The sequence below is a fragment of the Pseudomonas sp. 58 R 3 genome (assembly GCF_900006605.1).
GTDB lineage: Bacteria > Pseudomonadota > Gammaproteobacteria > Pseudomonadales > Pseudomonadaceae > Aquipseudomonas > Aquipseudomonas salomonii.
In genome coordinates this window covers 103,617-126,534 of sequence record NZ_CVTT01000084.1, presented here as the reverse complement: position 1 = coordinate 126,534, position 22,918 = coordinate 103,617, and the positions used below count along the sequence as shown (strand labels likewise).

General features: G+C 60.6%; 26 protein-coding genes. 15 read left to right on the top strand and 11 right to left on the bottom strand.

The annotated features are described in order from the left end of the window. Positions 1 to 2: 2 nt before the first annotated feature. The 3 genes from BFP92_RS27270 to sutA all read left to right on the top strand — a co-directional run bounded on the left by BFP92_RS27270 (position 3) and on the right by sutA (position 2,407). The gene (locus tag BFP92_RS27270) at positions 3 to 1,343 is read left to right on the top strand and encodes an ammonium transporter (RefSeq protein ID WP_056860809.1); all 1,341 of its coding nucleotides are present in this window, start codon (positions 3 to 5) and stop codon (positions 1,341 to 1,343) included. 209 nt (positions 1,344 to 1,552) lie between these two features. After that, the gene (locus BFP92_RS27265) at positions 1,553 to 1,978 is read left to right on the top strand and encodes a secondary thiamine-phosphate synthase enzyme YjbQ (protein WP_017135898.1); all 426 of its coding nucleotides are present in this window, start codon (positions 1,553 to 1,555) and stop codon (positions 1,976 to 1,978) included. Between the two features lie 102 nt (positions 1,979 to 2,080). Continuing rightward, entirely contained in the window at positions 2,081 to 2,407 is a 327-nt protein-coding gene (gene sutA, locus BFP92_RS27260) for a transcriptional regulator SutA (RefSeq protein ID WP_056860807.1), read from the top strand. Between the two features lie 125 nt (positions 2,408 to 2,532). Here sutA and BFP92_RS27255 read toward each other — a convergent pair whose 3' ends face one another. The 6 genes from BFP92_RS27255 to BFP92_RS30830 are packed head-to-tail and all read right to left on the bottom strand — an operon-like array spanning position 2,533 to position 7,121. Further along, positions 2,533 to 3,234, bottom strand: coding sequence for an HAD family hydrolase (locus tag BFP92_RS27255; RefSeq protein ID WP_065931883.1), 702 nt, complete (start codon positions 3,232 to 3,234; stop codon positions 2,533 to 2,535). After that, entirely contained in the window at positions 3,231 to 4,130 is a 900-nt protein-coding gene (xerC, locus tag BFP92_RS27250) for a tyrosine recombinase XerC (protein ID WP_065931882.1), read from the bottom strand. The genes BFP92_RS27255 and xerC overlap by 4 nt, the downstream gene beginning before the upstream one ends. A gap of 2 nt (positions 4,131 to 4,132) precedes the next feature. Further along, complete coding sequence (locus tag BFP92_RS27245; protein ID WP_056860805.1) at positions 4,133 to 4,849, bottom strand: DUF484 family protein; 717 nt, start codon at positions 4,847 to 4,849, stop codon at positions 4,133 to 4,135. Positions 4,850 to 4,862: 13 nt separating this feature from the next. After that, entirely contained in the window at positions 4,863 to 5,693 is an 831-nt protein-coding gene (gene dapF / locus BFP92_RS27240; protein WP_056860804.1) for a diaminopimelate epimerase, read from the bottom strand. Between the two features lie 3 nt (positions 5,694 to 5,696). Then, the gene (gene lysA, locus BFP92_RS27235) at positions 5,697 to 6,944 is read right to left on the bottom strand and encodes a diaminopimelate decarboxylase (RefSeq protein ID WP_065931881.1); all 1,248 of its coding nucleotides are present in this window, start codon (positions 6,942 to 6,944) and stop codon (positions 5,697 to 5,699) included. A gap of 9 nt (positions 6,945 to 6,953) precedes the next feature. After that, positions 6,954 to 7,121, bottom strand: a complete 168-nt coding sequence (locus BFP92_RS30830; RefSeq protein ID WP_017134995.1) for an LPS translocon maturation chaperone LptM — start codon at positions 7,119 to 7,121, stop codon at positions 6,954 to 6,956. A gap of 239 nt (positions 7,122 to 7,360) precedes the next feature. Between BFP92_RS30830 and cyaY the strand changes: the two genes are divergently transcribed. The 3 genes from cyaY to rnk all read left to right on the top strand — a co-directional run bounded on the left by cyaY (position 7,361) and on the right by rnk (position 8,456). Then, on the top strand, positions 7,361 to 7,693 hold the full coding sequence (gene cyaY / locus BFP92_RS27230) for an iron donor protein CyaY (protein WP_065931935.1): 333 nt from the start codon (positions 7,361 to 7,363) through the stop codon (positions 7,691 to 7,693). A 2-nt stretch (positions 7,694 to 7,695) separates the two neighbouring features. Further along, the gene (locus tag BFP92_RS27225; RefSeq protein ID WP_056860802.1) at positions 7,696 to 7,914 is read left to right on the top strand and encodes a DUF1289 domain-containing protein; all 219 of its coding nucleotides are present in this window, start codon (positions 7,696 to 7,698) and stop codon (positions 7,912 to 7,914) included. 131 nt (positions 7,915 to 8,045) lie between these two features. Then, the gene (gene rnk, locus BFP92_RS27220; protein ID WP_065931880.1) at positions 8,046 to 8,456 is read left to right on the top strand and encodes a nucleoside diphosphate kinase regulator; all 411 of its coding nucleotides are present in this window, start codon (positions 8,046 to 8,048) and stop codon (positions 8,454 to 8,456) included. On the opposite strand, the gene BFP92_RS27215 is transcribed toward rnk, so the two are convergent. From BFP92_RS27215 to BFP92_RS27205, 3 genes are all read right to left on the bottom strand, one after another. Next, positions 8,453 to 11,293: a class I adenylate cyclase gene (locus BFP92_RS27215; RefSeq protein ID WP_065931879.1), complete on the bottom strand. Its 2,841-nt coding sequence runs from the start codon at positions 11,291 to 11,293 to the stop codon at positions 8,453 to 8,455. The two genes, rnk and BFP92_RS27215, sit on opposite strands and share 4 nt — an antisense overlap. 171 nt (positions 11,294 to 11,464) lie before the next feature. Then, on the bottom strand, positions 11,465 to 11,719 hold the full coding sequence (locus BFP92_RS27210; protein WP_065931878.1) for a TIGR02647 family protein: 255 nt from the start codon (positions 11,717 to 11,719) through the stop codon (positions 11,465 to 11,467). Between the two features lie 96 nt (positions 11,720 to 11,815). Continuing rightward, positions 11,816 to 12,100 carry a hypothetical protein gene (locus BFP92_RS27205; RefSeq protein ID WP_056860799.1) on the bottom strand — a complete coding sequence of 95 codons (285 nt, stop codon included), beginning with the start codon at positions 12,098 to 12,100 and terminating at the stop codon, positions 11,816 to 11,818. Positions 12,101 to 12,226: 126 nt separating this feature from the next. On the opposite strand from BFP92_RS27205, the gene BFP92_RS27200 reads away from it, so the two are divergent. Continuing rightward, positions 12,227 to 12,886, top strand: a complete 660-nt coding sequence (locus BFP92_RS27200) for a glutathione S-transferase family protein (protein WP_065931877.1) — start codon at positions 12,227 to 12,229, stop codon at positions 12,884 to 12,886. A 135-nt stretch (positions 12,887 to 13,021) separates the two neighbouring features. Here the strand turns inward: BFP92_RS27200 and argH are convergent, their stop codons facing one another. Beyond that, positions 13,022 to 14,416: an argininosuccinate lyase gene (argH, locus tag BFP92_RS27195; RefSeq protein ID WP_065931876.1), complete on the bottom strand. Its 1,395-nt coding sequence runs from the start codon at positions 14,414 to 14,416 to the stop codon at positions 13,022 to 13,024. A gap of 503 nt (positions 14,417 to 14,919) precedes the next feature. Between argH and BFP92_RS27190 the strand changes: the two genes are divergently transcribed. The 7 genes from BFP92_RS27190 (at position 14,920) to BFP92_RS27160 (ending at position 21,318) form a co-directional block, all read left to right on the top strand. Beyond that, positions 14,920 to 15,666 carry a LytR/AlgR family response regulator transcription factor gene (locus BFP92_RS27190; protein ID WP_065931875.1) on the top strand — a complete coding sequence of 249 codons (747 nt, stop codon included), beginning with the start codon at positions 14,920 to 14,922 and terminating at the stop codon, positions 15,664 to 15,666. Positions 15,667 to 15,805: 139 nt separating this feature from the next. Then, entirely contained in the window at positions 15,806 to 16,747 is a 942-nt protein-coding gene (hemC, locus tag BFP92_RS27185) for a hydroxymethylbilane synthase (RefSeq protein WP_056860795.1), read from the top strand. After that, positions 16,744 to 17,493, top strand: a complete 750-nt coding sequence (locus BFP92_RS27180; RefSeq protein ID WP_065931874.1) for a uroporphyrinogen-III synthase — start codon at positions 16,744 to 16,746, stop codon at positions 17,491 to 17,493. The genes hemC and BFP92_RS27180 overlap by 4 nt, the downstream gene beginning before the upstream one ends. 41 nt (positions 17,494 to 17,534) lie before the next feature. Beyond that, positions 17,535 to 18,650, top strand: a complete 1,116-nt coding sequence (locus BFP92_RS27175) for a uroporphyrinogen-III C-methyltransferase (RefSeq protein ID WP_065931873.1) — start codon at positions 17,535 to 17,537, stop codon at positions 18,648 to 18,650. A 5-nt stretch (positions 18,651 to 18,655) separates the two neighbouring features. Beyond that, positions 18,656 to 19,897, top strand: a complete 1,242-nt coding sequence (locus BFP92_RS27170) for a heme biosynthesis protein HemY (RefSeq protein ID WP_065931872.1) — start codon at positions 18,656 to 18,658, stop codon at positions 19,895 to 19,897. Positions 19,898 to 20,128: 231 nt separating this feature from the next. After that, positions 20,129 to 20,650 carry a disulfide bond formation protein B gene (locus BFP92_RS27165; protein WP_065931871.1) on the top strand — a complete coding sequence of 174 codons (522 nt, stop codon included), beginning with the start codon at positions 20,129 to 20,131 and terminating at the stop codon, positions 20,648 to 20,650. Positions 20,651 to 20,859: 209 nt separating this feature from the next. Then, positions 20,860 to 21,318 carry an Rsd/AlgQ family anti-sigma factor gene (locus BFP92_RS27160; protein WP_058421163.1) on the top strand — a complete coding sequence of 153 codons (459 nt, stop codon included), beginning with the start codon at positions 20,860 to 20,862 and terminating at the stop codon, positions 21,316 to 21,318. A 54-nt stretch (positions 21,319 to 21,372) separates the two neighbouring features. Here BFP92_RS27160 and BFP92_RS27155 read toward each other — a convergent pair whose 3' ends face one another. Further along, entirely contained in the window at positions 21,373 to 22,050 is a 678-nt protein-coding gene (locus BFP92_RS27155; RefSeq protein WP_065931870.1) for an FKBP-type peptidyl-prolyl cis-trans isomerase, read from the bottom strand. A gap of 192 nt (positions 22,051 to 22,242) precedes the next feature. On the opposite strand from BFP92_RS27155, the gene BFP92_RS32240 reads away from it, so the two are divergent. Beyond that, the coding region (locus BFP92_RS32240; RefSeq protein ID WP_239694331.1) for an AlgP family protein at positions 22,243 to 22,918 on the top strand (676 nt) is incomplete at its 3' end.

Sequence of the window (22,918 nt, the reverse complement as noted above, 5' to 3'; positions counted from 1 at the left end):
ATATGACTCTGCGTAAATTCGCAGGGCTAGGAGCCCTGTTGTCCCTCGTAATGCCAGCCCTGGCATTGGCGGCGGACCCAGCCCCTGCTCCAGTCCTCAATTCCGGCGACACGGCATGGATGCTCACATCCACCGCGCTGGTACTGTTCATGACCATTCCGGGCCTGGCGCTTTTCTACGGCGGCATGGTGCGCTCCAAAAACATTCTTTCCGTGATGATGCAGTGCTTCGCCATCACCGGGCTGATCACCATCCTGTGGTTCGTTTACGGCTACAGCATGGCGTTCGACACCACCGGTATGGAAGCAGGCGTCGTCAACCTCAACTCGTTCGTGGGCGGCCTGTCCAAACTGTTCCTGTCGGGTGTAACACCGGCGAGCATCACCGGCCCTGCGGCGCTGTTCCCTGAGGCGGTGTTCGTCACCTTCCAGATGACCTTTGCCATCATTACCCCTGCGCTGATCGTCGGTGCATTCGCCGAGCGTATGAAGTTCTCTGCGATGCTGATCTTCATGGGCGTCTGGTTCACTCTGGTCTACGCGCCGATTGCCCACATGGTGTGGGGCGGTCCGGGTTCGTTGCTGGGCGACTGGGGCGTGCTGGACTTTGCAGGCGGCACCGTGGTGCACATCAACGCCGGTGTGGCCGGCCTGGTGGCGTGCCTGGTACTCGGCAAGCGTAAAGGCTTCCCGACCACTCCAATGGCGCCTCACAATCTGGGTTATACCCTGGTCGGTGCAGCCATGCTGTGGGTTGGCTGGTTCGGCTTCAACGCAGGCTCTGCTGCTGCTGCCAACGGCACTGCCGGCATGGCGATGCTGGTGACTCAAATTGCTACCGCTGCCGCCGCACTGGGCTGGATGTTCGCCGAGTGGGTCACCCACGGTAAGCCAAGCGCACTGGGCATTGCCTCGGGCGTCGTGGCCGGTCTGGTTGCAATCACCCCGGCTGCCGGCACCGTAGGCCCGATGGGCGCCCTGGTCATCGGCCTGGCGGCAGGCGTGGTGTGCTTCTTCTGCGCCACTACCCTGAAACGCAAACTGGGCTACGACGACTCCCTGGACGCCTTCGGCGTGCACGGTATCGGCGGTATCCTCGGCGCGATCCTCACTGGCGTGTTCGCAGCGCCATCGCTGGGCGGCTTCAATGCGGCCACCACTGACATCGCGGCGCAAGTCTGGATCCAGTGCAAAGGCGTGGGTTTCACCGTGATCTACACGGCCATCGTGACCTTCATCATTCTCAAAGTGCTGGACATGGTGATGGGCCTGCGGGTGACCGAAGAAGAAGAGGCGGTGGGCCTCGACCTGGCGCAACACAACGAACGCGGCTACAACTTGTAAGTACGCGAAAAAAAGATGCCCGGCTTGCCGGGCATTTTTTTGTCTGGGGTTTGTCTGTGGCTAAAGGCGGATGGGTTTTTTGCCGAGTTTGTGATGGGATCCACACGGCACTTTTAAGGGTGCGAAAGTCTTACGTGCATGTAGGCGTATTCGACACTTTGTTTTTTCCCAGACCGCGCTAGAATGCGCGCCGATGGGCGGAGAACTGTATGTGGCAACAGACCCTGATTACCCTGCGGGCCAAGCCCCGGGGCTTTCACCTGGTAACGGATGAGTTGCTTGCCGGCGTGCCTGAGTTAAAGGCTTGCCGAGTAGGCCTGTTGCATCTGTGGCTGCAGCACACCTCGGCCTCGTTGACCATCAACGAGAATGCCGACCCGGCGGTTCGCCGTGACTTCGAGCGTTTTTTCAACTCGCTGGTGCCGCAAGGGCGTGCTGGGTTCGAACATAACGACGAAGGTCCGGATGATCTGCCGGCGCACTTCAAGGCCAGTCTGCTGGGCTGCCAGTTGAGTTTGCCGGTCAAGGCCGGCCGCTTGGCGATAGGGACTTGGCAAGGTGTTTATCTGGGCGAGCACCGAGATCATGGCGGTGCTCGTAAAGTCCTCGCCACGTTGCACGGTGATGGGGCATAAGCCACTGGAAACCCGGTGGATATTGATTTTTTTCCGGCGACCTCGACAGAGGGTGAAGCTGGGCTATAACTAATCTGCTTTTCGCAAGTCATGAGGTAGAACATGAGCGACGATGATCTGGAAAACGACGACCTTGAAGTAGGTGACGACGATGAGGCCGAAGAAGGCCTTGAAGCGGCAGCTGAAGACGTTGCTGACGACGACGGTGGCGATGATGCACCCGCCCCGGTGGCCAAAGGCAAAGCCAAGGCCGCTGTCTCGGTAGACGAACTGCCGAGCGTTGAAGCCAAGAACAAAGAGCGCGATGCGCTGGCCCGTGCGATGGAAGAATTCCTCGCTAAAGGCGGCAAAGTGCAGGAAGTCGAGGCCAACGTGGTGGCAGACCCACCGAAGAAGCCGGATAACAAGTACGGCAGCCGACCTATCTGAGGTCAGCAGCTGCTTGTGAGAAAAAGCCCGCCGTCGCTGCGGGCTTTTTCATGCCAGAAACAAATTCTTAAAATTCACCACATACCAAAGTGGGAGCAGGCAAGCCAGCTCCCACATTTTGATCTTCAGCGTGACTGCCAGCTGCGCAGCAGCTCCGGCAATTCCGTCAGGCTGCGAATCTCGGCATCCGGCAGCTTATCCGCTTCCCACGCCTTGCCCGTCGGATTGAACCACACCGCGCGAAGCCCGGCCTGCTGCGCCCCGGCGATGTCATCGCCAGGATGATCGCCAATATGCACGGCTTGACTTGCATCCACGCCACCGCGTTGCAAGGCTTCCTGAAACAGTCGCGCATCCGGCTTGGCGATGCCGATATCCTCGGCGCGCAGGGCAAAGTGGAAGTAATCCGCCAGGCCTACGCGTTGCACGTCGGCATTGCCGTTGGTGATCACGCCCAGCAGGAAGTGCTGGCGCAGCGCCTGCAGCATGGGCTCCGCTTCCGGGAACGGCGTGAGCTGGTGACGGGCGTGAATAAACGCTTCGTAGCACACGTCCGCCATCTGCGTAGCTTCAGGCTGTGGGTAACCCGCCTCTTCAAACGCGTGCGTCAGGACCTTGTGACGCAGGACGCTGATGCGATATTTAAGCTCTGGATGGCGCTCCAACACCTGTTGGCGAAGGCTGGCGAAATGCTCCAGGGGCAAGTCGCCAACCTTGGAGGCGTTAACCGCCAGCCATTCGCGCATCGACGCCTCGGCGTTGATGATGACGGGTACGTTGTCCCAGAGCGTGTCGTCCAGGTCGAAGGTGATCAGCTTGATACTCATGAGTCGCCGCCCTTGATGCGTTTGGCCCGTGGATGGGCGCTGTCGTACACCGTCGCCAGGTGCTGGAAGTCGAGGTGGGTATAGATCTGCGTGGTCTTGATATCGGAGTGGCCGAGCAGCTCCTGCACGGCGCGCAGGTCCTGGGACGACTCCAGCATATGGCTGGCAAAGGAGTGGCGCAGCATATGCGGGTGCAGGTTTTGCCCCAGTTCGCGCTCGCCGGCCGCCTTGACCCGCACCTGAATCGCCCGTGGCCCCAGGCGTCGGCCTTGCTGGCTGACAAACACCGCGTCGTCGGCCGGGTTGGTCAACAGGCGCAGCGGCAACCACAGCTGCAAGGCTTCGCGGGCCTTCCTGCCCACCGGCAACACGCGGGTCTTGCTGCCCTTGCCGAGCACTTGCACCAGGCCGTCCGCCAGGTCCAACTGATCCAGGTTCAGGCCGGTCAGCTCCGACAGGCGCAGGCCCGAGGAGTAGAACAGCTCCAGAATCGCCTGGTCACGATGGGCCAGGAAGTCGTCCTCAACAGCGCCGTCCAGCAATTGCAGGGCACGGTCGGTGTCGAGGGTTTTGGGCAGGCGCCGTTCGCCCTTGGGCGGCGACAGGCCGTTGGCTGGGTCGTGGTCGCACAGGCCTTCGCGGTTAAGGTAATGATAGAGGCCGCGTACCGCCGAGAGCAGGCGTGACAGGCTGCGCGAAGATTGGCCCGCCTGGTGCAACCGCGCGATCAGGCTGCGCAGGCTCTGGATATCCAGCGCCTTCCAACTGCTGATCTGTTGTTTTTCGCAGTACGCCAGGACCTTGTTCAAGTCCCGTCGATAGGCTTCCAGGGTGTGGGGCGACACCTGGCGCTCGTTGCGCAGGTGAGCGCAATAAGCGTCCAGGTGCCGTTCCATGGCTAGCGCACCGCGCGCAGGGTAGTGGTGTGGCGCGGCAAGACGCGGCCCAGCACTTCGGCGATGTAGGTCAAGAACAGCGTGCCCACCGAGCTTTTGTAGTGCGCAGGGTCACGGCTGGCAATTGCCAGCACGCCGTGCAAGCCTTGATGGCTGAGGGCGACTACGGCGGTGGAGCCGATTTGCTTGCGCTGTTCGGCGCCAAACAGGAAATCCAGCTCGTGTTCACGCAAGGTGCCGCTGATGGTCTTGCCTTCCGAGAGCAGGCCGCCGATTGCGGTTTGCGCGTCGCTGCCGCTGACCCAGCGGCCCACCGGCATCGGGTTGTCGCTGAACAAAATCAGGCTGACAAACGGCACCTGGAAGTCCTGGCGCAGGCTGTCTTCCACGGCGATGACCGTTTCTTCCAGGCTGTTGGCGTCCATCAGGGTCAGGATCAGGCGGCGGGTCTTGTCGAACAGGCGGTCGTTGTCGCGGGCCACATCCATCAGGTGTGAAAGCCGATGGCGCATCTCGATATTGCGCTCGCGCAGGATCTTCATCTGCCGCTCCACCAGCGACACGGTATCGCCACGCTGGTGGGGGATGCGCAGGGCGGGCAGCAGTTCTTCGTGTTCGACGAAGAAGTCCGGATTAGCCTCAAGGTACGCCGCGACAGCAGCGGCCTCCAGACTTTCGCTTGGGGTTGCTTGGGCGGGTACTTGAGGCTTATCGGTCATTAGCTTGGCTCACTCATAGACGGACCTGTCCTTCGTATACACGCGAGGCCGGCCCGGTCATCATCACCGGGTGGCCAGGGCCTGCCCACTCGATGGACAGACGTCCACCAGGCAGGTCGATCAGCAGCGGCGAATCCATCCACCCCTGGCTGATCGCGGCGACGGCTGCGGCGCAAGCACCGGTGCCGCACGCCTGGGTTTCGCCGGCGCCGCGTTCCCATACACGCAGTTGCGCACGGGTACGGTCGATCACCTGCAAAAAGCCCACATTGACCCGTGCCGGAAAGCGCGGGTGATGCTCGATCTTCGGCCCCAGCTCATGCACCGGGGCGTTATTGATGTCGTTGACCCGCAGCACGGCATGGGGGTTGCCCATGGAGACGGCTGCGATGTCGACGGCTTTGCCTTCTACGTCCAGCACGTAACTGGCGGCCTGCTCAGTGGCCTGAAACGGAATATCCGCCGGCACCAGGCGCGGCGCGCCCATGTTGACGCTGATCTGGCCGTCGCTGCGAATATCCAGCTCGATCACGCCGCTCTTGGTTTCGACGCGAATCTGGCGCTTGGCGGTCAGGCGCTTGTCCAGCACAAAGCGCGCAAAGCAGCGCGCGCCGTTGCCGCATTGTTCCACTTCGGAACCGTCGGAGTTGAAGATCCGGTAACGGAAATCCACCTCCGGGTTGCTCGGCGCCTCAACGATCAGCAACTGGTCGAAACCGATGCCGGTGTGACGGTCGCCCCACTGTTTGGCGTGCTTGGGCAGGATGTGCGCGTGCTGGCTGACCAGGTCAAGGACCATGAAATCATTACCCAGCCCGTGCATCTTGGTAAAACGCAGCAGCATGGCTTACTCCGGCAGCAGGCTTTCGCCAGCATACAACTCGGCTACCGTCTCGCGGCGACGCACTTCAAACGCTTGATCACCGTCCACCAGCACCTCGGCGGCACGGCCGCGGGTGTTGTAGTTGGAACTCATGACAAACCCGTAGGCACCGGCCGAATGCACGGCCAGCAGGTCGCCTTCCTCCAGCGCAAGCTGACGATCCTTGGCCAGGAAGTCGCCGGTCTCGCAGATCGGGCCGACGATGTCGTAGGCACGGCCTTCACCCTCGCGCGGGGTTACGGCAGTGACGTCCATCCACGCCTGGTACAGCGCCGGGCGGATCAGGTCGTTCATCGCCGCATCAACGATGGCGAAATCCTTGTGTTCGGTGTGCTTGAGGTATTCGACCTGGGTCAGCAGCACGCTGGCGTTGGCAACGATATAACGGCCCGGCTCGAACATCAGGGTGAGGCCACGGCCTTCGGTGCGCTCGCGCACAGCCTTGATGTAATCGGCGATCAGCGGCGGTTCTTCATCGCGATAACGCACACCCACGCCGCCGCCAAGGTCGATGTGTTGCAGGTAGATGCCGCACTCGCCAAGGCGTTCGGTCAGTGCCAACAGGCGGTCGAGCGCATCGAGGAACGGCGGCAGGGTGGTCAGTTGCGAGCCGATATGGCAGTCGACGCCCAGCACTTCCAGGTTCGGCAGCTGTGCGGCACGGATGTACACGTCCTCGGCGTCGGCAATGGCGATGCCGAACTTGTTCTCTTTGAGACCGGTGGAGATATACGGGTGCGTGCCGGCATCGACGTCCGGGTTGACGCGCAGGGAGATCGGCGCGCGAACGCCCATCTCGGCGGCGACCACTTGCAGGCGCTCCAGCTCGTCGGTGGATTCGACGTTGAAGCAATGCACGCCCACTTCGAGGGCGCGACGCATGTCTTCGCGGCTCTTGCCGACGCCGGAGAAGACGATTTTGTCGGCCTGGCCGCCGGCAGCCAGAACACGTTCCAGCTCGCCACGGGAAACGATGTCAAAACCAGCGCCGAGACGCGCCAGGACATTCAGTACACCCAGGTTGGAGTTGGCCTTGACCGCGTAGCACACCCTGTGTGGAACGCCTTGCAGTGGGTCGGTGAACGAGCGGTATTGGGCTTCGATGTGCGCACGCGAGTACACATAGGTCGGGGTGCCGAACTGCTCGGCAATCGCGGACAGCGCCACGCCTTCCGCGAACAGCTCGCCGTCCCGGTAGTTAAAAGCGTCCATGATGTTCCCTTAGTAAGTGTCGTGCTTATGCGCTTTTGCAGCTTTTTGCGACGACTGTGCCTGGTCGTTCGGGTCTTTGCTGTCATCGGGCAGGTACAGCGGGCCTTTTTGACCACAGGCACTAACGAGGCAAGCGACCGCGACGAGCGCAGCAAGGGAAGAGATCAGGCGCTTCATGGCGAAATCCTTGAATATGCATTAATTGCGCCCGAGTATACCGACCACCCGCCAGCTTGCCTATGCGCCGTAATACCCGTCCGGCGGGGGTTTGCCGAGCATGCCGCGATTCGGCCTACGCTAAATGAGGATATTTCACGCGGCTGCGGGTAATGAAATCGGTATCCTTTGCAATCATCATGGCGCGTCCGTATCGTGCGCCGCTTGAGCGTGACCAGACACTTTTCGAGGTTCCCACAATGAGTTTGACCGAAGCCCGTTTTCACGACCTGGTGGATTCGACCCAGCAGGCGCTGGAAGATATTTTCGACGACAGCGGCCTGGATGTGGACCTGGAAAACTCGGCTGGCGTGCTGACCGTCAAGTTTGAAAACGGCACCCAACTGATCTTCAGCCGTCAGGAGCCGCTGCGTCAGCTTTGGCTGGCGGCGCGTTCGGGTGGTATTCACTTTGAATACGACGAAGAGAGCGGCAAGTGGCAATGTGACAAAAGTGAAGAGTTGTTGGGCGAAATGCTTGAACGCCTGGTTTGGGAACAGGCCGGCGAAAAGCTGGACTTCGACGAGATCTGATCGTGACCCAGCCTGCACCTGTACGTCCGCCCAAGCCGCTGTTCAGCAATGTCAGCCCGGCAGTGCCGTCACCTTGTATCAGTTTGTGTCGCCTGGACGAGCAAAAAGTCTGCCTCGGCTGCTACCGGCACGTGGAAGACATCCGTGAATGGCGCTCCGCCGACGATGCCCGGCGCCGCGTGATTTGCGCCGAGGCCGAACAGCGCAGGGCGCGCGCCTGAGGCCGTCTTGTTTATTTGTGACGCTGTGGTAGTGTCCGGATACGCCTCAACTCATCGAGGCCCGTGAGAACCCCGCCTTTTCCTGGCGGGGTTTTGCTTTTTTGTGCAGAAAAAAGGAGTCTGCCTGAATCATGACCGCACCTTCCATCATTCTTACCCGTCTTGACGTGCAGCGTCTTGAGCAACTGATCGACCGCATGGACGAGACTCAACCGGGTGTTGTCGCGCTGCAAGCCGAGCTCGACCGTGCCGAAGAAGTGGTTGGCCACGATGAAGTGCCTGCAAGTGTCGTGACCATGAACTCCAGCGTACATTGCCGTGAGCAAGGCAGCGGCAAGGACTACCACCTGACCCTGGTTTATCCCAAGGATGCCAACGCCGACGAAGGTAAAATTTCGATCCTGGCACCGGTAGGCAGCGCCTTGCTTGGCCTGCAAGTGGGCCAGCACATCGACTGGCCGGCGCCGGGCGGCAAGACGCTGAAGCTTGAACTGCTCAGCGTTGAAGGCCAGCCCAAGGATGGCGGCGCCTTCCCTCTCTAAATCTGGCTCAGCGCCGCATTCAGCGACAATTCCAGCTCGGCCTTGTAACGCAGATACAAGTTGCTCGGGCTTTGCACATCACCGAGCAGGCCGGACAGGTCCAGGTCGGTGATGTAGCAGCGGTAACGCTCGGTCTCCCGGCGCTGCCCGACGATTTCCTGGGCCACTATGGCAAACAGTTGGTCGCCGAACTCCAACTCGGAAAACTCCCGTTGATTGCAGTACAGCGTGATGCCGACCTGGCCGGGTGCGGCTTTGCCGATAATCGCTTGCACGTCATAAAACGGCTTGTTGGTCGGGTTCTGCGGCGCCGGTCGAGGCTCAATGCCGCGCGCGCGTTGATTGCCAGACGGCAACAGTTGGTAATACAAAATCTGCACTTCACCCAGCGGCTGTTGTGCGTCCAGCGGCGCCAGCGCTTCGCGGCGATAGATGATCGTTTGCAGGAAGCGCTGCAGTGGCGCCAGCAGGCTTTGCTCATCATGAAACGGCAAGCGTTGCTGCCACAGCGCGTTGAACTCATCCAGCACATACAGCTGGGCGAAGCCTTCATTGACCCGGTAGAACACCTGCACACAATCAGCCAGGCCCATGGGCAGCAGCAGGGCCAATTCGTGGTCTTCCAGGGCCATGGCGTCCAGGTGCAACGGGCTGTAGCTGGCCAACTCTTCGCTGAGGTAGGCGATCAGCGCATCCTGGTTGGGTAGGGGCACGTGAGTGGCCTGGCCCGGCGTCAGTTCCATCACGTGATAGTGCTGCTGCACCTGCAGCAGGTAGCGATGATTGGACTGGCCAAGCAGCAGGTTCTGCACGGTATCGAAGATTTCTTCCACGCGCTGGGCAATGAACTGCGCACGGTTGTGGCAGAAGCAGCGCACCCGCAGGCGTGGCAGGTGGTTCGGCGGCAGCTGATTGAGGTAGTCGCGCAGGCAGTCGAGCAGTGCGTGAGGGCCGTCGTAGCGGCTGACCAATACCTCGTTCCAACTGTTGAGCGTGACCTGATCCAGCGTCAGCACCAGGTTGTCGCGCACACCGGCGTAGCTCAGGGAATCAGTGCGCTCGGTGGTCATCAGGATATTCAAGTCGCGGTGATGCTTGAGCGGGTCGACGCCGACGTTGACCAGCAACAGCACCTCTTCCGGTACCGCCGAGCGCAGCAGGCGGTCTTCATCGACGCTGGCCAGGGGCAGGGCGATCGTCTGTTGCAGGCAGCCCAGCAGGTTGAACAGCTCGAATTCGGTCATGTCGCTGACGCCTGGGTGCAAGGCCAGGCGTGTGCTGCTGTCGATCACACCGTTGCGATGGCACCAGGTGAGCATTTCCAGCAGATCGCGGCTGCGCTTGATCGGCGCGAAGTGCTCCCATTCCAGCGCCGTGAGGTTGCCGTTGTACAAGCCCCAGTGGTGCTGACCGGGTTCTTTGCGGTTGGGCGATTGCACCAGGGTCAGGGTGTCTTCGGCCAAGTCCGGGGCGATGCCGGGGTTGATGAACTCGACCTTGCCGGCCTTGCGCTCAAACGCGGCATACAGGCGCCGACCCAGTACATTGAGGTCGCGCTTGTTGATCAGGCTGACGGTCTGCTCGGTGCGGGCGAATTGGGTGAGAAAGCGGTAGCTGTAATTGAGTTCGCTGACCAGTGCGCGGCGCTCTGAGGCGACCTGGCGCACTTTCCACTGGCTGCGGCTGTCAAGCAAGGCCAGCTGGCGCTGGTCCCAACCCCATTCATGGGCCAGGCGTTCCAACAATAGCCGCTGCCAGCTGGTGCTGCGCTGGCCGGCGCTGAGCTTGCGATTGACCTTCAAGTACAGCGCACGGCGCACCAGCTCCAGGCGTTCGGGTTCATTGCGCGCCTTGAGGTATTCCTCGATACGGCGGTAGACCACGATATAGGGGTCCAGCTCATCCAGGTCCATCTGATTGGCAAACACCGCACGTTTGAAGCGCAGGCTCAAGCAGTGCACGTTGGGGTGCTCGCTGGCGTACACCTCGGTCAGCAGCAGCTTGAGCACCGATTTGTAAGGCGACTCGATGCCCTTGAACAGTTGCCACAACCCCGCGCCGATAAATTCGCCCGGCGGGATGTGCGCCAGGTGGCCGAGGTCCAGGGTTTCATCGGCGCGGATAAAACGTTTGGAGATCAGCGCGTGGGTGAATTCGGCGTAGCGGGTTTCTTCATAGACCGGTACCAGCCACCAGATTGGCGTGCGTCCGGCGAGCCAGATGGCGGTGCGGTAGAACTCATCCAGCAACAGGTAATGCTGAGTCGTACCGCAGTCGTCGGAGCTCAGTTGGGTGTCGCGCTCGCCTGAAACAAAGCGCGTCGGCTCGATCAGGAAGAAATGCGCCTCGGCGCCCATGGTCAGCGCCCAGGCTTCCAGCAACTGGCACTTTTTGCGCAGCTCGGCGAGTTCGCTCTCGCCAAGGTCCGCAGCGTGGCAGACCCACACGTCCATGTCGCTCTGGTCCGCCTGGGCCAAGGTGCCGAGGCTGCCCATCAGGAACAGACCATGGATCGGCTGCGGCGGGTTGCCATGGCGCGGCTTGTAGGAGAACGAGCGGGTCAGGCGCTGGGCTTCGGTGAGGGCCTGGGCGTCGGGTTCGAAGTTTGACAGGCCCGCTGGCGTGCTGCCCGAGACATAGCCGGGCAACAGCGGGTGGTTGACGTGAAAAAACAACGGCAGCACGGTCAGCACGCTCTGTTGGCGTGGCGTCAGCCCTTCGACGGCCCGGGCCATGCGGCCTGCATTGAGGGCCATAAAGCGCGCGCGCAGCTGGGCCAGTACCTTGCGGTCGATGCCTTCGTCCAGGTCGGGGCGGATTTCATGGGTGCGGGTCATGTCTGAGTCGTTGGCTCGCAGAGCCCGACGTGGGCGGCCGTGTAGGAGTTTACAGCCAGAAGCGTAGGAGGTTTAGATGATATGTGGCTTTTTGACGTCAGAATTTTGTGCCGCCCACAGCAACGCCCTCAGAGTCCGCAGCAGACGGACTCCATGGGCGAAAGTAAGGTGTCAGGCAGCTTCTTTGGTGGTAGCGGTAGTCAAGATGGTCAGCAGGGTTTGCGCTTGTTCTGCGGCGTCCCGGCCAAGGCTGGTCAGGTAGCCCCCGTCCGGCTGGTCGATAAGGCCTTTGGCATGAAGGCGTTTGGCAGCGGCGATGGCAGTAGACGCGGCGGTCTGGTGGACTTTCAGACCTTCCTTGGTGCTGTCCAGATTGAAGAGTGCAAGGATTTCCAGTTCGGCAACCAACTCAGGGGTATACGACATAAGGACTCCAGACTTTCTAAGAATTTATTAGAGGCTAGCAGGCCATAAGGTGAACGCACTTTGTCGAACTGTCCAGTGTGTTGCCGCTTGTTGGATTTATTGCTTTTCGGGCGGCAATTCCGGCAGAGCACGCAGTGCAGTTTCATACCATTCGGTATTGAAGGCTCGGTCCTCTTCCAGCAGGGCGTCGATCTCCACTGCAAGCACGTGGGCCATCAGTTGCAGGATCTCTTCACGTTCGTAGCCCACCAGGGTCAGCTTGTTGAAGGTGGCCTTGGCCGCTGGCGGGGTTTCGCTTTCGATCTGGTTTTCGATGGCTTCGATCAGGGTGGTTTCGGCGAATTCTTCTTCGTCGTTGTCGATATCGGTTGGCTCGCTCATGGCAGGCTCCTCAAGGAAAGGGCGCCAGTCTACCGCCATTCAGGCAACTGATGCTGCTGGTCAAGCGGGCTGCAGGGATCTATAACGCTTGCAGCCAACCCCACACCCGGCATGGAGGCATTCGCAATGCTCAAGCTTTACGGATTTTCGGTCAGCAACTACTACAACATGGTCAAACTGGCGTTACTGGAGAAAGGCCTGCCATTCGAAGAAGTGCCGTTTTACGCAGGCCAAACCCCTGAAGCCCTGGCCGTCAGCCCGCGCGGCAAGGTGCCGGTGCTGGGGGTCAAACAAGGCTTTATCAACGAAACCAGCGTGATCCTCGAGTACATCGAGCAAACCCAGGAAGGCCCGTCATTGCTGCCCGCCGACCCGTATCAGCGCGCCGAGGTGCTGGCGTTGTGCCGGGAGATCGAGCTGTACATCGAGTTGCCCGCCCGCGCGTGTTTTGCCGAGGCGTTCTTTGGTATGCCGGTGCCGGACGCGATCAAGGACAAAAGCAAGGCTGAGTTGTTGCTGGGGATTGCTTCTTTGGGCCGGCACGGCAAGTTCGCGCCCTATGTGGCGGGTGAGCGTTTCACGATTGCCGATCTGTATTTCATGTACAGCGTGAACCTCGCCTGCGCGGTGGGCGAGAAGCTGTTTGGTGTGGATTTGCTGGCGGATTTGCCGAAGGCCAAGGCGTTGCTCGAGCGCCTGCATGAGATGCCCAACGCCAAGAGGGTGGCGGCGGACAGGGAGGCGGCGATGCCGTCGTTTATGGCGATGATTGCGGCCAAGAAGTAGTCGCCCACGGCCCAATCAAATGTGGGAGCGGGCTTGCTCGCGAAAGCGGTAGATCAGTCGACATCTCTGGCGACTGACACTCTGCATTCGCGAGCAAGCCCGCTCCCACATTTTGACCGAGTTGGTCTTAGGGGATTACCGGCTGGCGAGCAGTTCCTGGCCGCGCACAACGGCTGCCTTGACCTGCGCCGGCGCAGTGCCGCCCACGTGGTTACGGGCATTCACCGAGCCTTCCAGGGTCAGCACGGCGAACACGTCCTGTTCGATCTGGTCGCTGAACTGACGCAGTTCTTCCAGGCTCATTTCCGCCAGGTCCTTGCCGGTGTCCACGCCGTATTTAACAGCATGGCCGACGATTTCATGGCAGTCACGAAATGGCAGACCACGACGCACCAGGTAGTCCGCCAGGTCGGTGGCGGTGGAGAAACCGCGCAGCGCCGCTTCACGCATGATCGCGTGCTTGGGCTTGATCGCCGGGATCATGTCGGCAAACGCACGCAACGAGTCGCGCAGGGTGTCGGCGGCATCGAACAGCGGCTCTTTGTCTTCCTGGTTGTCCTTGTTGTAGGCCAGAGGCTGGCCTTTCATCAAGGTCAGCAGGCCCATCAGCGCGCCGAACACGCGGCCGCTCTTGCCACGCACCAGCTCCGGTACATCGGGGTTTTTCTTTTGCGGCATGATCGAGCTGCCGGTGCAGAAGCGATCCGGCAGGTCAATGAACTGGAATTGCGCGCTGGTCCACAGCACCAGCTCTTCGGAGAAACGCGACAGGTGCATCATCGCAATGCTGGCGGCGGCGCAGAATTCGATGGCGAAGTCGCGATCCGACACGCCGTCCAAAGAGTTGCCGCCCACGGCGTCGAAACCCAGCAGTTGCGCGGTGTATTCGCGGTCGATCGGGTAAGTGGTGCCGGCCAGCGCGGCGCTGCCCAACGGCATGCGGTTGGCGCGCTTGCGGCAGTCCACCAGGCGCTCGTAGTCGCGGCTGAGCATTTCGAACCAGGCCAGCAAATGATGGCCGAAGGTCACGGGCTGCGCGGTTTGCAAGTGGGTGAAGCCGGGCATGATGGTGCCGGACTCACGCTCGGCCTGCTCCAGCAGGCCTTTTTGCAGGCGGGTGATTTCGGCCAGGATCAGGTCGATCTCGTCACGCAGCCACAGGCGGATATCGGTGGCCACCTGGTCGTTACGGCTGCGACCGGTGTGCAACTTCTTGCCGGTCACACCGATGCGATCGGTGAGGCGCGCTTCGATATTCATGTGCACGTCTTCCAGGTCGACGCGCCAGTCGAACGTGCCGGCTTCGATCTCACCGCGGATGGTGGTCAGGCCGTCGATGATGCTGTCGCGCTCGGCGTCGGTCAGCACGCCGACCTTGGCCAGCATCGTGGCGTGGGCGATCGAGCCCATGATGTCGTGGCGGTACAGGCGCTGGTCGAAGGTGACGGAGGCGGTGAAGCGCGCGACGAAGGCGTCGACGGGTTCACTGAAGCGGCCGCCCCAGGACTGGTTGGTCTTGTCGGTGCTCATGGATTCGCTCGTGATCTGCTTAAAAGAGGCGTGGAGGTGTGCCGCCGATAATAACAGGGTTGCCCGTGGAGGCGATGCTGCGGGTGATCGGCATTTTTATTTGCGCCAAGGATGGCTAAGTGCCTTGCCGTCGAACGCATCCGGGACGAGACTGGAGGCAGGCGTTAATTGAAACGATATTTGACGATTGAGCAATATCGTCTCAGCGAGCGTCTACAGTTGCACTGATAGAGCATGAATGCACCAAAGTCGGGTGATGCGGTCATAGCCCAGACTATCCATTAAAAAAGGGGGGTATTCGGATTGTGTATCAGCAAACCCTACGACGATGCCCAAAGGCAGCAGGTCTTGGGCGCAATTGAACAGGTCCGGGTAAATTTGGGTGCCGCTGCCGGGGCACTTTTTGCCGCTCGCGCTAGTCTTAGCGTGGATCGCTGTGACGCAAGTCACCGCACCTGTCTACGCTATCCTTGTGCGAGACTCACGCAGGAATCCAGCGCAATATGAATGTCCTGATCGTTGATGACGAACCCCAAGCCCGCGAGCGACTGAGCCGTTTGGTCAGTGAACTCGAGGGTTATACAGTCCTTGAACCGAGCGCCACCAATGGCGAAGAGGCGTTGACGCTGATCGACAGCCTCAAGCCGGACGTGGTGTTGCTCGATATCCGCTTGCCGGGCCTTGATGGCCTGCAAGTCGCCGCCCGTTTGAGTGAGCGAGAGTCGCCACCTGCCGTGGTGTTGTGCGCCGCACAAGAAGAGTTTTCCACCGAGACCCTGGAAGCCAGCGGTGTCAGCTTTATCGTCAAGCCGGTGACGGGTGAAGCATTGCTTAAGGCGCTCAAGAAGGCCGAGCGCCCGAACCGCGTGCAACTCGCTGCGCTGACCCAGCCGGCTGCCCAAAGTGGCAACGGGCCGCGCAGCCATATCAGCGCACGGACCCGCAAGGGCATCGAACTGATCCCGTTGGGCCAGGTGGTCTACTTTATTGCCGATCACAAGTACGTGACCCTGCGACACGAGGCCGGCGAAGTCCTGCTCGACGAGCCGCTCAAGGCCCTTGAAGATGAATTCGGCGACCGCTTCGTACGCATCCACCGCAACGCACTGGTGGCCCGCGAGCGAATAGAACGCCTGCAGCGCACGCCTTTGGGGCACTTCCAGCTGTTCCTCAAAGGGCTTAACGGCGATGCCTTGATCGTCAGCCGACGCCATGTCGCCGGCGTGCGCAAGATGATGCAGCAGCTTTAGCCCAAGGGCTGTAGCGAGGCCTGCATTCCTTTATCCCGGTGCGATGTGGCCAGGGAGGCCCCGCACTTGCTGATTCAAATCAAAGCGTGTTTGCCTGAGCTGTTATTATCTGCCGTATCTATTCAGTACGGATTGATCCATGTCCTCTCGCGAAATCCGCATCGCCACCCGTAAAAGCGCCCTGGCCTTGTGGCAGGCCGAATACGTCAAAGCGCGCCTTGAACAGGCCCACCCAGGCCTCAAAGTGTCCCTGGTGCCCATGGTCAGTCGCGGCGACAAGCTGCTCGACTCGCCGCTGTCGAAGATCGGCGGCAAGGGCTTGTTCGTCAAGGAGCTGGAAACCGCACTGCTGGAAAACCAAGCCGACATCGCCGTGCACTCGATGAAAGACGTGCCCATGGACTTCCCTGAAGGCCTGGGCCTTTTTTGCATCTGCGAGCGCGAAGACCCGCGTGATGCGTTTGTTTCCAACACCTACGCGTCCCTGGATGACCTGCCGCTGGGCAGCATCGTCGGCACCTCCAGCCTGCGTCGTCAGGCCCAATTGCTGACCCGTCGCCCGGACCTGCAGATTCGTTTTTTGCGCGGCAACGTCAACACCCGCCTGGCCAAGCTGGATGCCGGCGAATATGACGCGATCATCCTTGCGGCTGCCGGCCTGATCCGCCTGGGTTTTGAAGACCGTATTACGTCGGCCATCAGCGTTGAAGACAGCTTGCCCGCCGGCGGGCAGGGCGCAGTCGGCATTGAATGCCGCACCGCCGACAGCGAAATACATGCTTTGCTCAAACCCCTCGACCACCACGACACCGAAGTGCGTGTCACTGCTGAACGTGCCCTCAACAAGCACCTCAACGGTGGCTGCCAGGTGCCGATTGCCTGCTACGCGGTGCTTGAAGGTGAAAACCTCTGGCTGCGTGGCTTGGTCGGTGATCCGGACGGTGGCACGCTGCTCACCGCCGAGGTGCGTGGGCCTCAGCGTGACGCGACGGCCTTGGGCATCCAGGTCGCAGAGGAGCTGCTGGGCAAGGGCGCCGGCGCCATTCTGGAAAAAGTCTATGGCGAGGCCGGCCCACAGTGACGGATTGGCGCGTGCTGCTGACGCGGCCCGCCGAAGAGTCGGCGGCCGTGGCTGCGTTGTTGGCCGAAGCCGGTATTTTCAGCAGCAGCTTGCCGTTGCTGGATACCGAAGCCTTGCCCGTCACGCCCGAGCAACAGGCAGTTTTTGCTGAGCTGGGCCGCTATAGCGCGGTGATTGTGGTGAGCAAGCCGGCGGCACGCCTGGCTGTGCAGCAGTTGCAGCAGCCCTGGCCATCGTTGCCGTGGTTCAGCGTGGGCGCTGCCACCGCGCAGGTTCTGGCCGATCACGGTCTCACCGTTCACTATCCGCAAACCGGCGACGACAGCGAAGCCTTGCTTCAATTGCCGGCCTTGCGCGAGGCTGTGGCACGGCCCGGTGCGCGGGTGTTGATCCTGCGTGGCGAGGGCGGCCGGGAGTTGCTGGCTGAGCGTTTGCGTGAGCAAGGTGCTAGTGTCGATTATCTGGAGTTGTATCGGCGTTTCCTCCCGGCCTACGCTGCCGGGGTGCTGATGCAACGCATCCAGTTGGAACGCTTGAACGGCCTGGTGGTCAGCAGTGGGCAGGGTTTTTTACACCTGCAAGCCCTGGCCGGCCCCGATTGGCCGAAGGTGGCGCAGCTGCCGTTGTTCGTGCCCAGCCCTCGCGTGTCTGACATGGCGCGGGCCGCTGGTGCAGAAAAAGTTGTGGATTGTCGCGGCGCGAGTGCCGCGGCTTTGTTAGTGGCGTTGCGCAGCGCTGCCTCTTAAGGCATGCGGCGCCCACTCTCTGATACGCAAAGGACGGATACGTGAGCGAAACAGCCTTGCCTAAAGATGAAACCCAACCCGCACTTGATGCGCCGGTTGAGTCACAGGTCGCCGCGCCACGCCGTGGCAATGGCCTGGCGGTTGTGGCCCTGTTGCTCGGTGCTGCAGGCGTTGCCGCCGGCGGTTGGGGGATCTGGCAGGTCCGTGCCCTGCAAGCCAGCAGCCAGCAACAGCTGGGCCAGGTGCAGACCCTTGATGATCAATCCCAATCCCTCAAGCAAAGTCAGCAACAACTGGCGGCGCGCCTGGCGCAGTTGCCTGGGGCGGACGAGCTTGAGGAGCGCCGCCGGCTGGTCGCCCAATTGCAGGGTGACCAGCAGCGCCTGAGCCAACGCCTGGAAACCGTGCTGGGCGCCAGCCGCAAAGACTGGCGCCTGGCCGAAGCTGAACACCTGATCCGCCTGGCCAGCTTGCGTCTCTCTGCCTTGCAGGACATCAACAGCGCCCAGTCACTGGTGCAGGGTGCCGACGAAATTCTGCGTGAACAAAGTGACCCAGGCGCCTACGCCGCCCGTGAGCAGTTGGCCAAGAGCCTTGCCGCGCTGCGCAGTACCGAGCAACCCGACCGCACCGGCCTGTACCTGCAACTGGCCGCACTGCGTGATCAGGTCGTGGCGCTTGCGGCTATCGCACCGGAGTATCAGCTCACCGAACCTGCTGCCGAAGGGCGCTCGACCACCGATACGGAAAATCGCCTGAAGCAGTGGTGGGAGCAGATCTCTCGCTACTTCCGTATCGACTTCAACCCTGATGACAACATTCGTCCATTGCTCGCCGGCCAAGGCCTGAATCAGGTGCGCCTGGCATTGAGCCTGGCGCTGGAACAGGCGCAGTGGGCCGCGCTTAACGGCGAATCGGCGGTGTACAGCCGCTCGCTGGGTGAGGCGCGCAGCGTGCTGCAGGACAACTTCAACCAGGACAATCCGCAGAGCAAGGCGATGCTGGCGCGCATTGCCGAGCTCGAGCCCAAGGCTGTCTCGGTGGTGACGCCGGACCTGGCCACCAGCCTGGCCGCGGTGCAGGCCTACCTTGAGCGCCGTCATCTGTCTGCCGATGAAGCCAAGGCGTCGGCGGGCACGCCGGCGACCCAGGAGTAGAGCCGATGAAGCGTTTCTATGTGATCCTGGTGCTGGCGATTGCGATCGCTCTGGCACTGGGCGTGGGTATTTCGAAACACACCGGCTACGTGCTGATTACCTATCCCCATCTGCTGCATTACGAGTCGAGCCTGTGGGCCACGCTGGTGGCGGTGTTTGCCGTTGTGCTGGTGATCTACCTGCTGCGTGTGCTGCTCAGTTTGCTCACCACTTCTGGTGGCGTGGTCAACCCGTGGTCGCGGCGTAACCGCAGTCGCCGTGTGCAGATAGCCATTGAACAAGGCCAGATGGACCTCGCCGAAGGCCGCTGGGCCAGCGCCGAACGGCACCTGCACCGCGCCGCTGAAGCCGAGCGCCAGCCGCTGCTGTACTACCTTGGCGCCGCACGGGCTGCCAACGAACAGGGCCGCTATGTGGAGTCCGACGGTTTGCTGGAGCGTGCCCTGGAACGCCAGCCACAGGCGGAACTGGCTGTGGCCCTGAGTCATGCGCAACTGCAGATGGACCGTGGCGACACTGAAGGTGCGCTGGTGACGTTGCAGGCCATGTACGAGCGTCATCCGCATAACGCGCAGGTCTTGCGCCAATTGCAGCGTCTGCATCAGCAGCGGGGCGATTGGCCGTCGGTGATTCGCTTGTTACCCGAACTGCGCAAGGACAAAGTGCTTCCCGCCGCTGAGCTGGCCGAACTTGAGCGCCGTGCCTGGGGCGAAAACCTGGGGCTGGCGGTCGAGCGTGAACAGCAGGGCGAAGCCGGGTTGCAGTCTTTGGAGCGAGCGTGGGAGCAACTGACCTCCGCCCAGCGCCAAGAACCGCAACTGGTGTTGGCTTACGCTGAACAACTGCGTCGGCTGGGTGCTGACGCCAAGGCCGAAGAAGTGCTGCGTGGCGCCATCAAGCGCGGCTATGACAGCCATCTGATTCGGCTTTACGGTTTGTTGCGTGGCAGTGACCCAGGTCGACAGCTCAAATTCGCTGAAGGCTGGCTCAAAGACCATCCAGGGGATGCCAGCCTGTTGCTGACACTGGGTCGCCTGTGTCTGCAAAATAGCCTGTGGGGCAAAGCACGCGACTACCTGGAAAGTAGCCTGCAAGTGCAGCGTAATCCCGAAGCCTGTGCTGAGCTGGCGCGCTTGCTGGCCCAGTTGGGCGACACCGAGCGCAGCAACCAGTTGTTCCAGGAAGGCCTGGGGCTTCTGGACAGCCGCTTGCTGGCATCACCGTTGCCGGTGCCTGCGCGAGTGTAGGAATGAAAGCCAAGGTTGGCCGGACCTTTCTGAGGGCCAACCTTTCTTTATCGCGTAATCCCTGGGCGCTAAAGCGTCACGTAGTAAATTCCTACCGCCAACTGCTTGAAGTCATCCAGGTTCTGACGGCATATCCCCAGGCGGTTGCGGAATAGTCTGCTCTAACGCGTATTGAAAGGAGTCAGGCCTTTACTCTACCGTAAGGGTCTATCTCCTGCGGTACGGATAACAATGTCTTTGGCCCCTTCACGCTCTCTGTTTCTCCTGGCGTTCTTGGCTGGTTCGCTGACGTTGGGTGCGTCTTTTTATCTTGAATTCGGCGCACTCTTGCGTCCTTGCTTCCTGTGCCAGGTGCAGCGCATCTTTTTGGCAGCCTTTACGCTGATCAACCTGGTAGCGACCCTACACAACCCGAAACGCTCCGGGGTCTACCTGTACGGGTTGGCCAGTATGGGCTGCGCATTGCTTGGGGCTATCACTGCAGTACGTCAAGTGCTGCTACAAAATGCCGCGCCGGAGCAGGTCAACGAGTGCTGGCCCAGCCTTCACTACATGATTGAAAACCTGTCGTTATGGCAAGCACTGCAACTGAGTGTAAAAGGCACCGTGGACTGCGTGGAACTCAACTGGACACTGTTTGACCTGAGCCTGCCCGAATGGAGTCTGCTGTTCTTTTTGGCGATGCTGGTGCTCGGCATCATGCAGTTTTCTCGATTGTTGGCGGGCCGTCGTTTGCACCCTGCGAAGTACTGAAAATTCGCCGTAACGTGTAGGACGGGATTAAACACTTGTATGAACTTTCTCTCCTGCGTACCTTGAAGCCATAGTCATGCGGGCATAATCTGGCCCGCACGCGTTATCGAAACCGTTTGTGACATGCGGCCTTGTCCGGCTCCCGCCTCAATGTTTGAGGTGTTACGCGGGCACAGGCGGCAGCGCCCCTATAGGGAAGAGAGATCACCATGCTGGAAAGTTGTCAGAATGCTCAGGAACGCTGGGGTGGAGTGCACAAGCTGATCGACAGCTGGTTGAAGGCACGTCACGAACTGGTTCGAGCCTTTGATGCTCTTGGCGCCAAGCCCGAGGCACTGGCTGAGAATCGCGAACCGCTGCAGGATTTTTGCGGTGTCTTGGTGGACTACGTGTCGGCCGGCCATTTTGGTGTCTACGAGCAACTGACCAAGGAAGCGGAAGCTTTTGATGATCAGCGTGGCCTTGACCTGGCAGAGACGATCTACCCGCGCATTGATGTGATCACCGAGAAGCTGCTGGCCTTCACCGATCTGTGTGATGCTGGTAATTGTGTTGCTGAAAAATTCAAAGAATTGGGCGCGCTGTTGCATGAGCGCTTCGAGTTGGAAGATTGCCTGATCGAAGTGCTGCACAACGCTCACAAGGAAGAGTCAGCCGCCCAGGCTTGACCCTCGAAGTGAGATAAAAAAAACGGTGCGCATGGCGCACCGTTTTTTATTGGGTCAGTGGCGAGTGCCGAGCAATTCGATCTCGAACACCAGTGGCGTATATGGCGGGATCAACTCGCCTGCACCGTCGGCGCCATAGGCCTGGGCAGAGGGAATGACCAAGCGCCATTTCGCGCCCACCGGCATCTGCTGCAGCGCGCTGCTCCAGCCGCTGATCACACTGTCCAGGCGAAACCATTGGGGCTGTGTGCTCTTGTCGAAGACTGTCCCATCGGGCAGCCGTCCAACGTAATTTACGTGCACCTCATCACTTGCCAGCGGTTTGCTGCCGTTGCCGGGCGCCAGCTCGGTGAGCAGGATGCCATCTGCCAGTTCACGCACGCCGCTGACGGCTTTTTCCTTGGCTAAGAATTGCTGTTCGGCAGCGAGGGCTTTTTCGCTTTGTGGAGCCTCGGCGTCGGCAGCGTTTTGTGCTTCGTGTTCGGCGAGGATCTGTTCGATGCGTGCATTATCCAGTGCCAATGGCTTGCCCTGGTAGGCTTGCTTGAGGCCATCGAGCAGGGCTTGGATCTGCAGGTCGGGAACCTGCTGGCGCAGGCGCTCGCCAAGGCTTGCACCCAAGCTGTAGGCAAGGTCGTGTGGGTCTTGGGCAGTGGTTTTTGACGGTGATTGCTCGCCTGCATTGGCCAGGCCAATCGCCAAGCCAAGCACTAAAAAAAGATAACGCGACATGCTGCTTCTCCCGCCGAAAGTGCGACGAATTATGCCAGTGTGAGTGGGCAAAAAGTGGCGCCGTTTTTTGTTATATCGATAAGAATTTATTCACGGTGCAACGCAAGGCAAACGATACTGTCAACATGCCCTAGCGGCGGTAAGAGCAGAGGGCTAGTATGAGCCGCACCCACGTCAGCCAGGAGGTAAACCATGTCGGCCAAACAGAAGCCTGTTAATACCCCGTTGCATTTACTCCAACAACTTTCGGGCAGCTTGCTCGAACATCTGGAAAGCGCATGTTCCCAAGCGTTGGCCGATGCAGAAAAACTGCTCGCCAAACTGGAAAAACAACGCGGTAAAGCGCAAGAAAAGCTGCACAAATCCCGCACCAAACTGCAAGACGCCGCGACTGCCGGCAAAGCCAAGGCACAAGCCAAAGCCAAAGACGCCGTCAAAGAACTTGAGGACCTGCTGGACGCCCTCAAGGATCGCCAAGCTGAAACCCGCACTTACATTTCTCAACTCAAAAAAGATGCTCAGGAAAGCCTGAAACTGGCCCAGGGCGTTGGTCGAGTGAAAGAAGCGGTGGCTAAAGTATTGGGCGCTCGTACACCGGCAAAAGCTGCCGCATCGAAAGCTCCAGCCAAGGCAGCGGCCAAGCCAGCTGCTAAAACCGCTGCTGCGAAACCAGCCGCCAAGCCAGCTGCTAAAACCGCTGCTGCAAAGCCAGCCGCCAAGCCAGCTGCAAAAACTGCTGCTGCGAAACCAGCCGCCAAGCCAGCTGCTAAAACTGCTGCTGCAAAGCCAGCGGCCAAGCCAGCTGCTAAAACCGCTGCTGCAAAGCCAGCGGCCAAGCCAGCTGCTAAAACCGCTGCTGCAAAGCCAG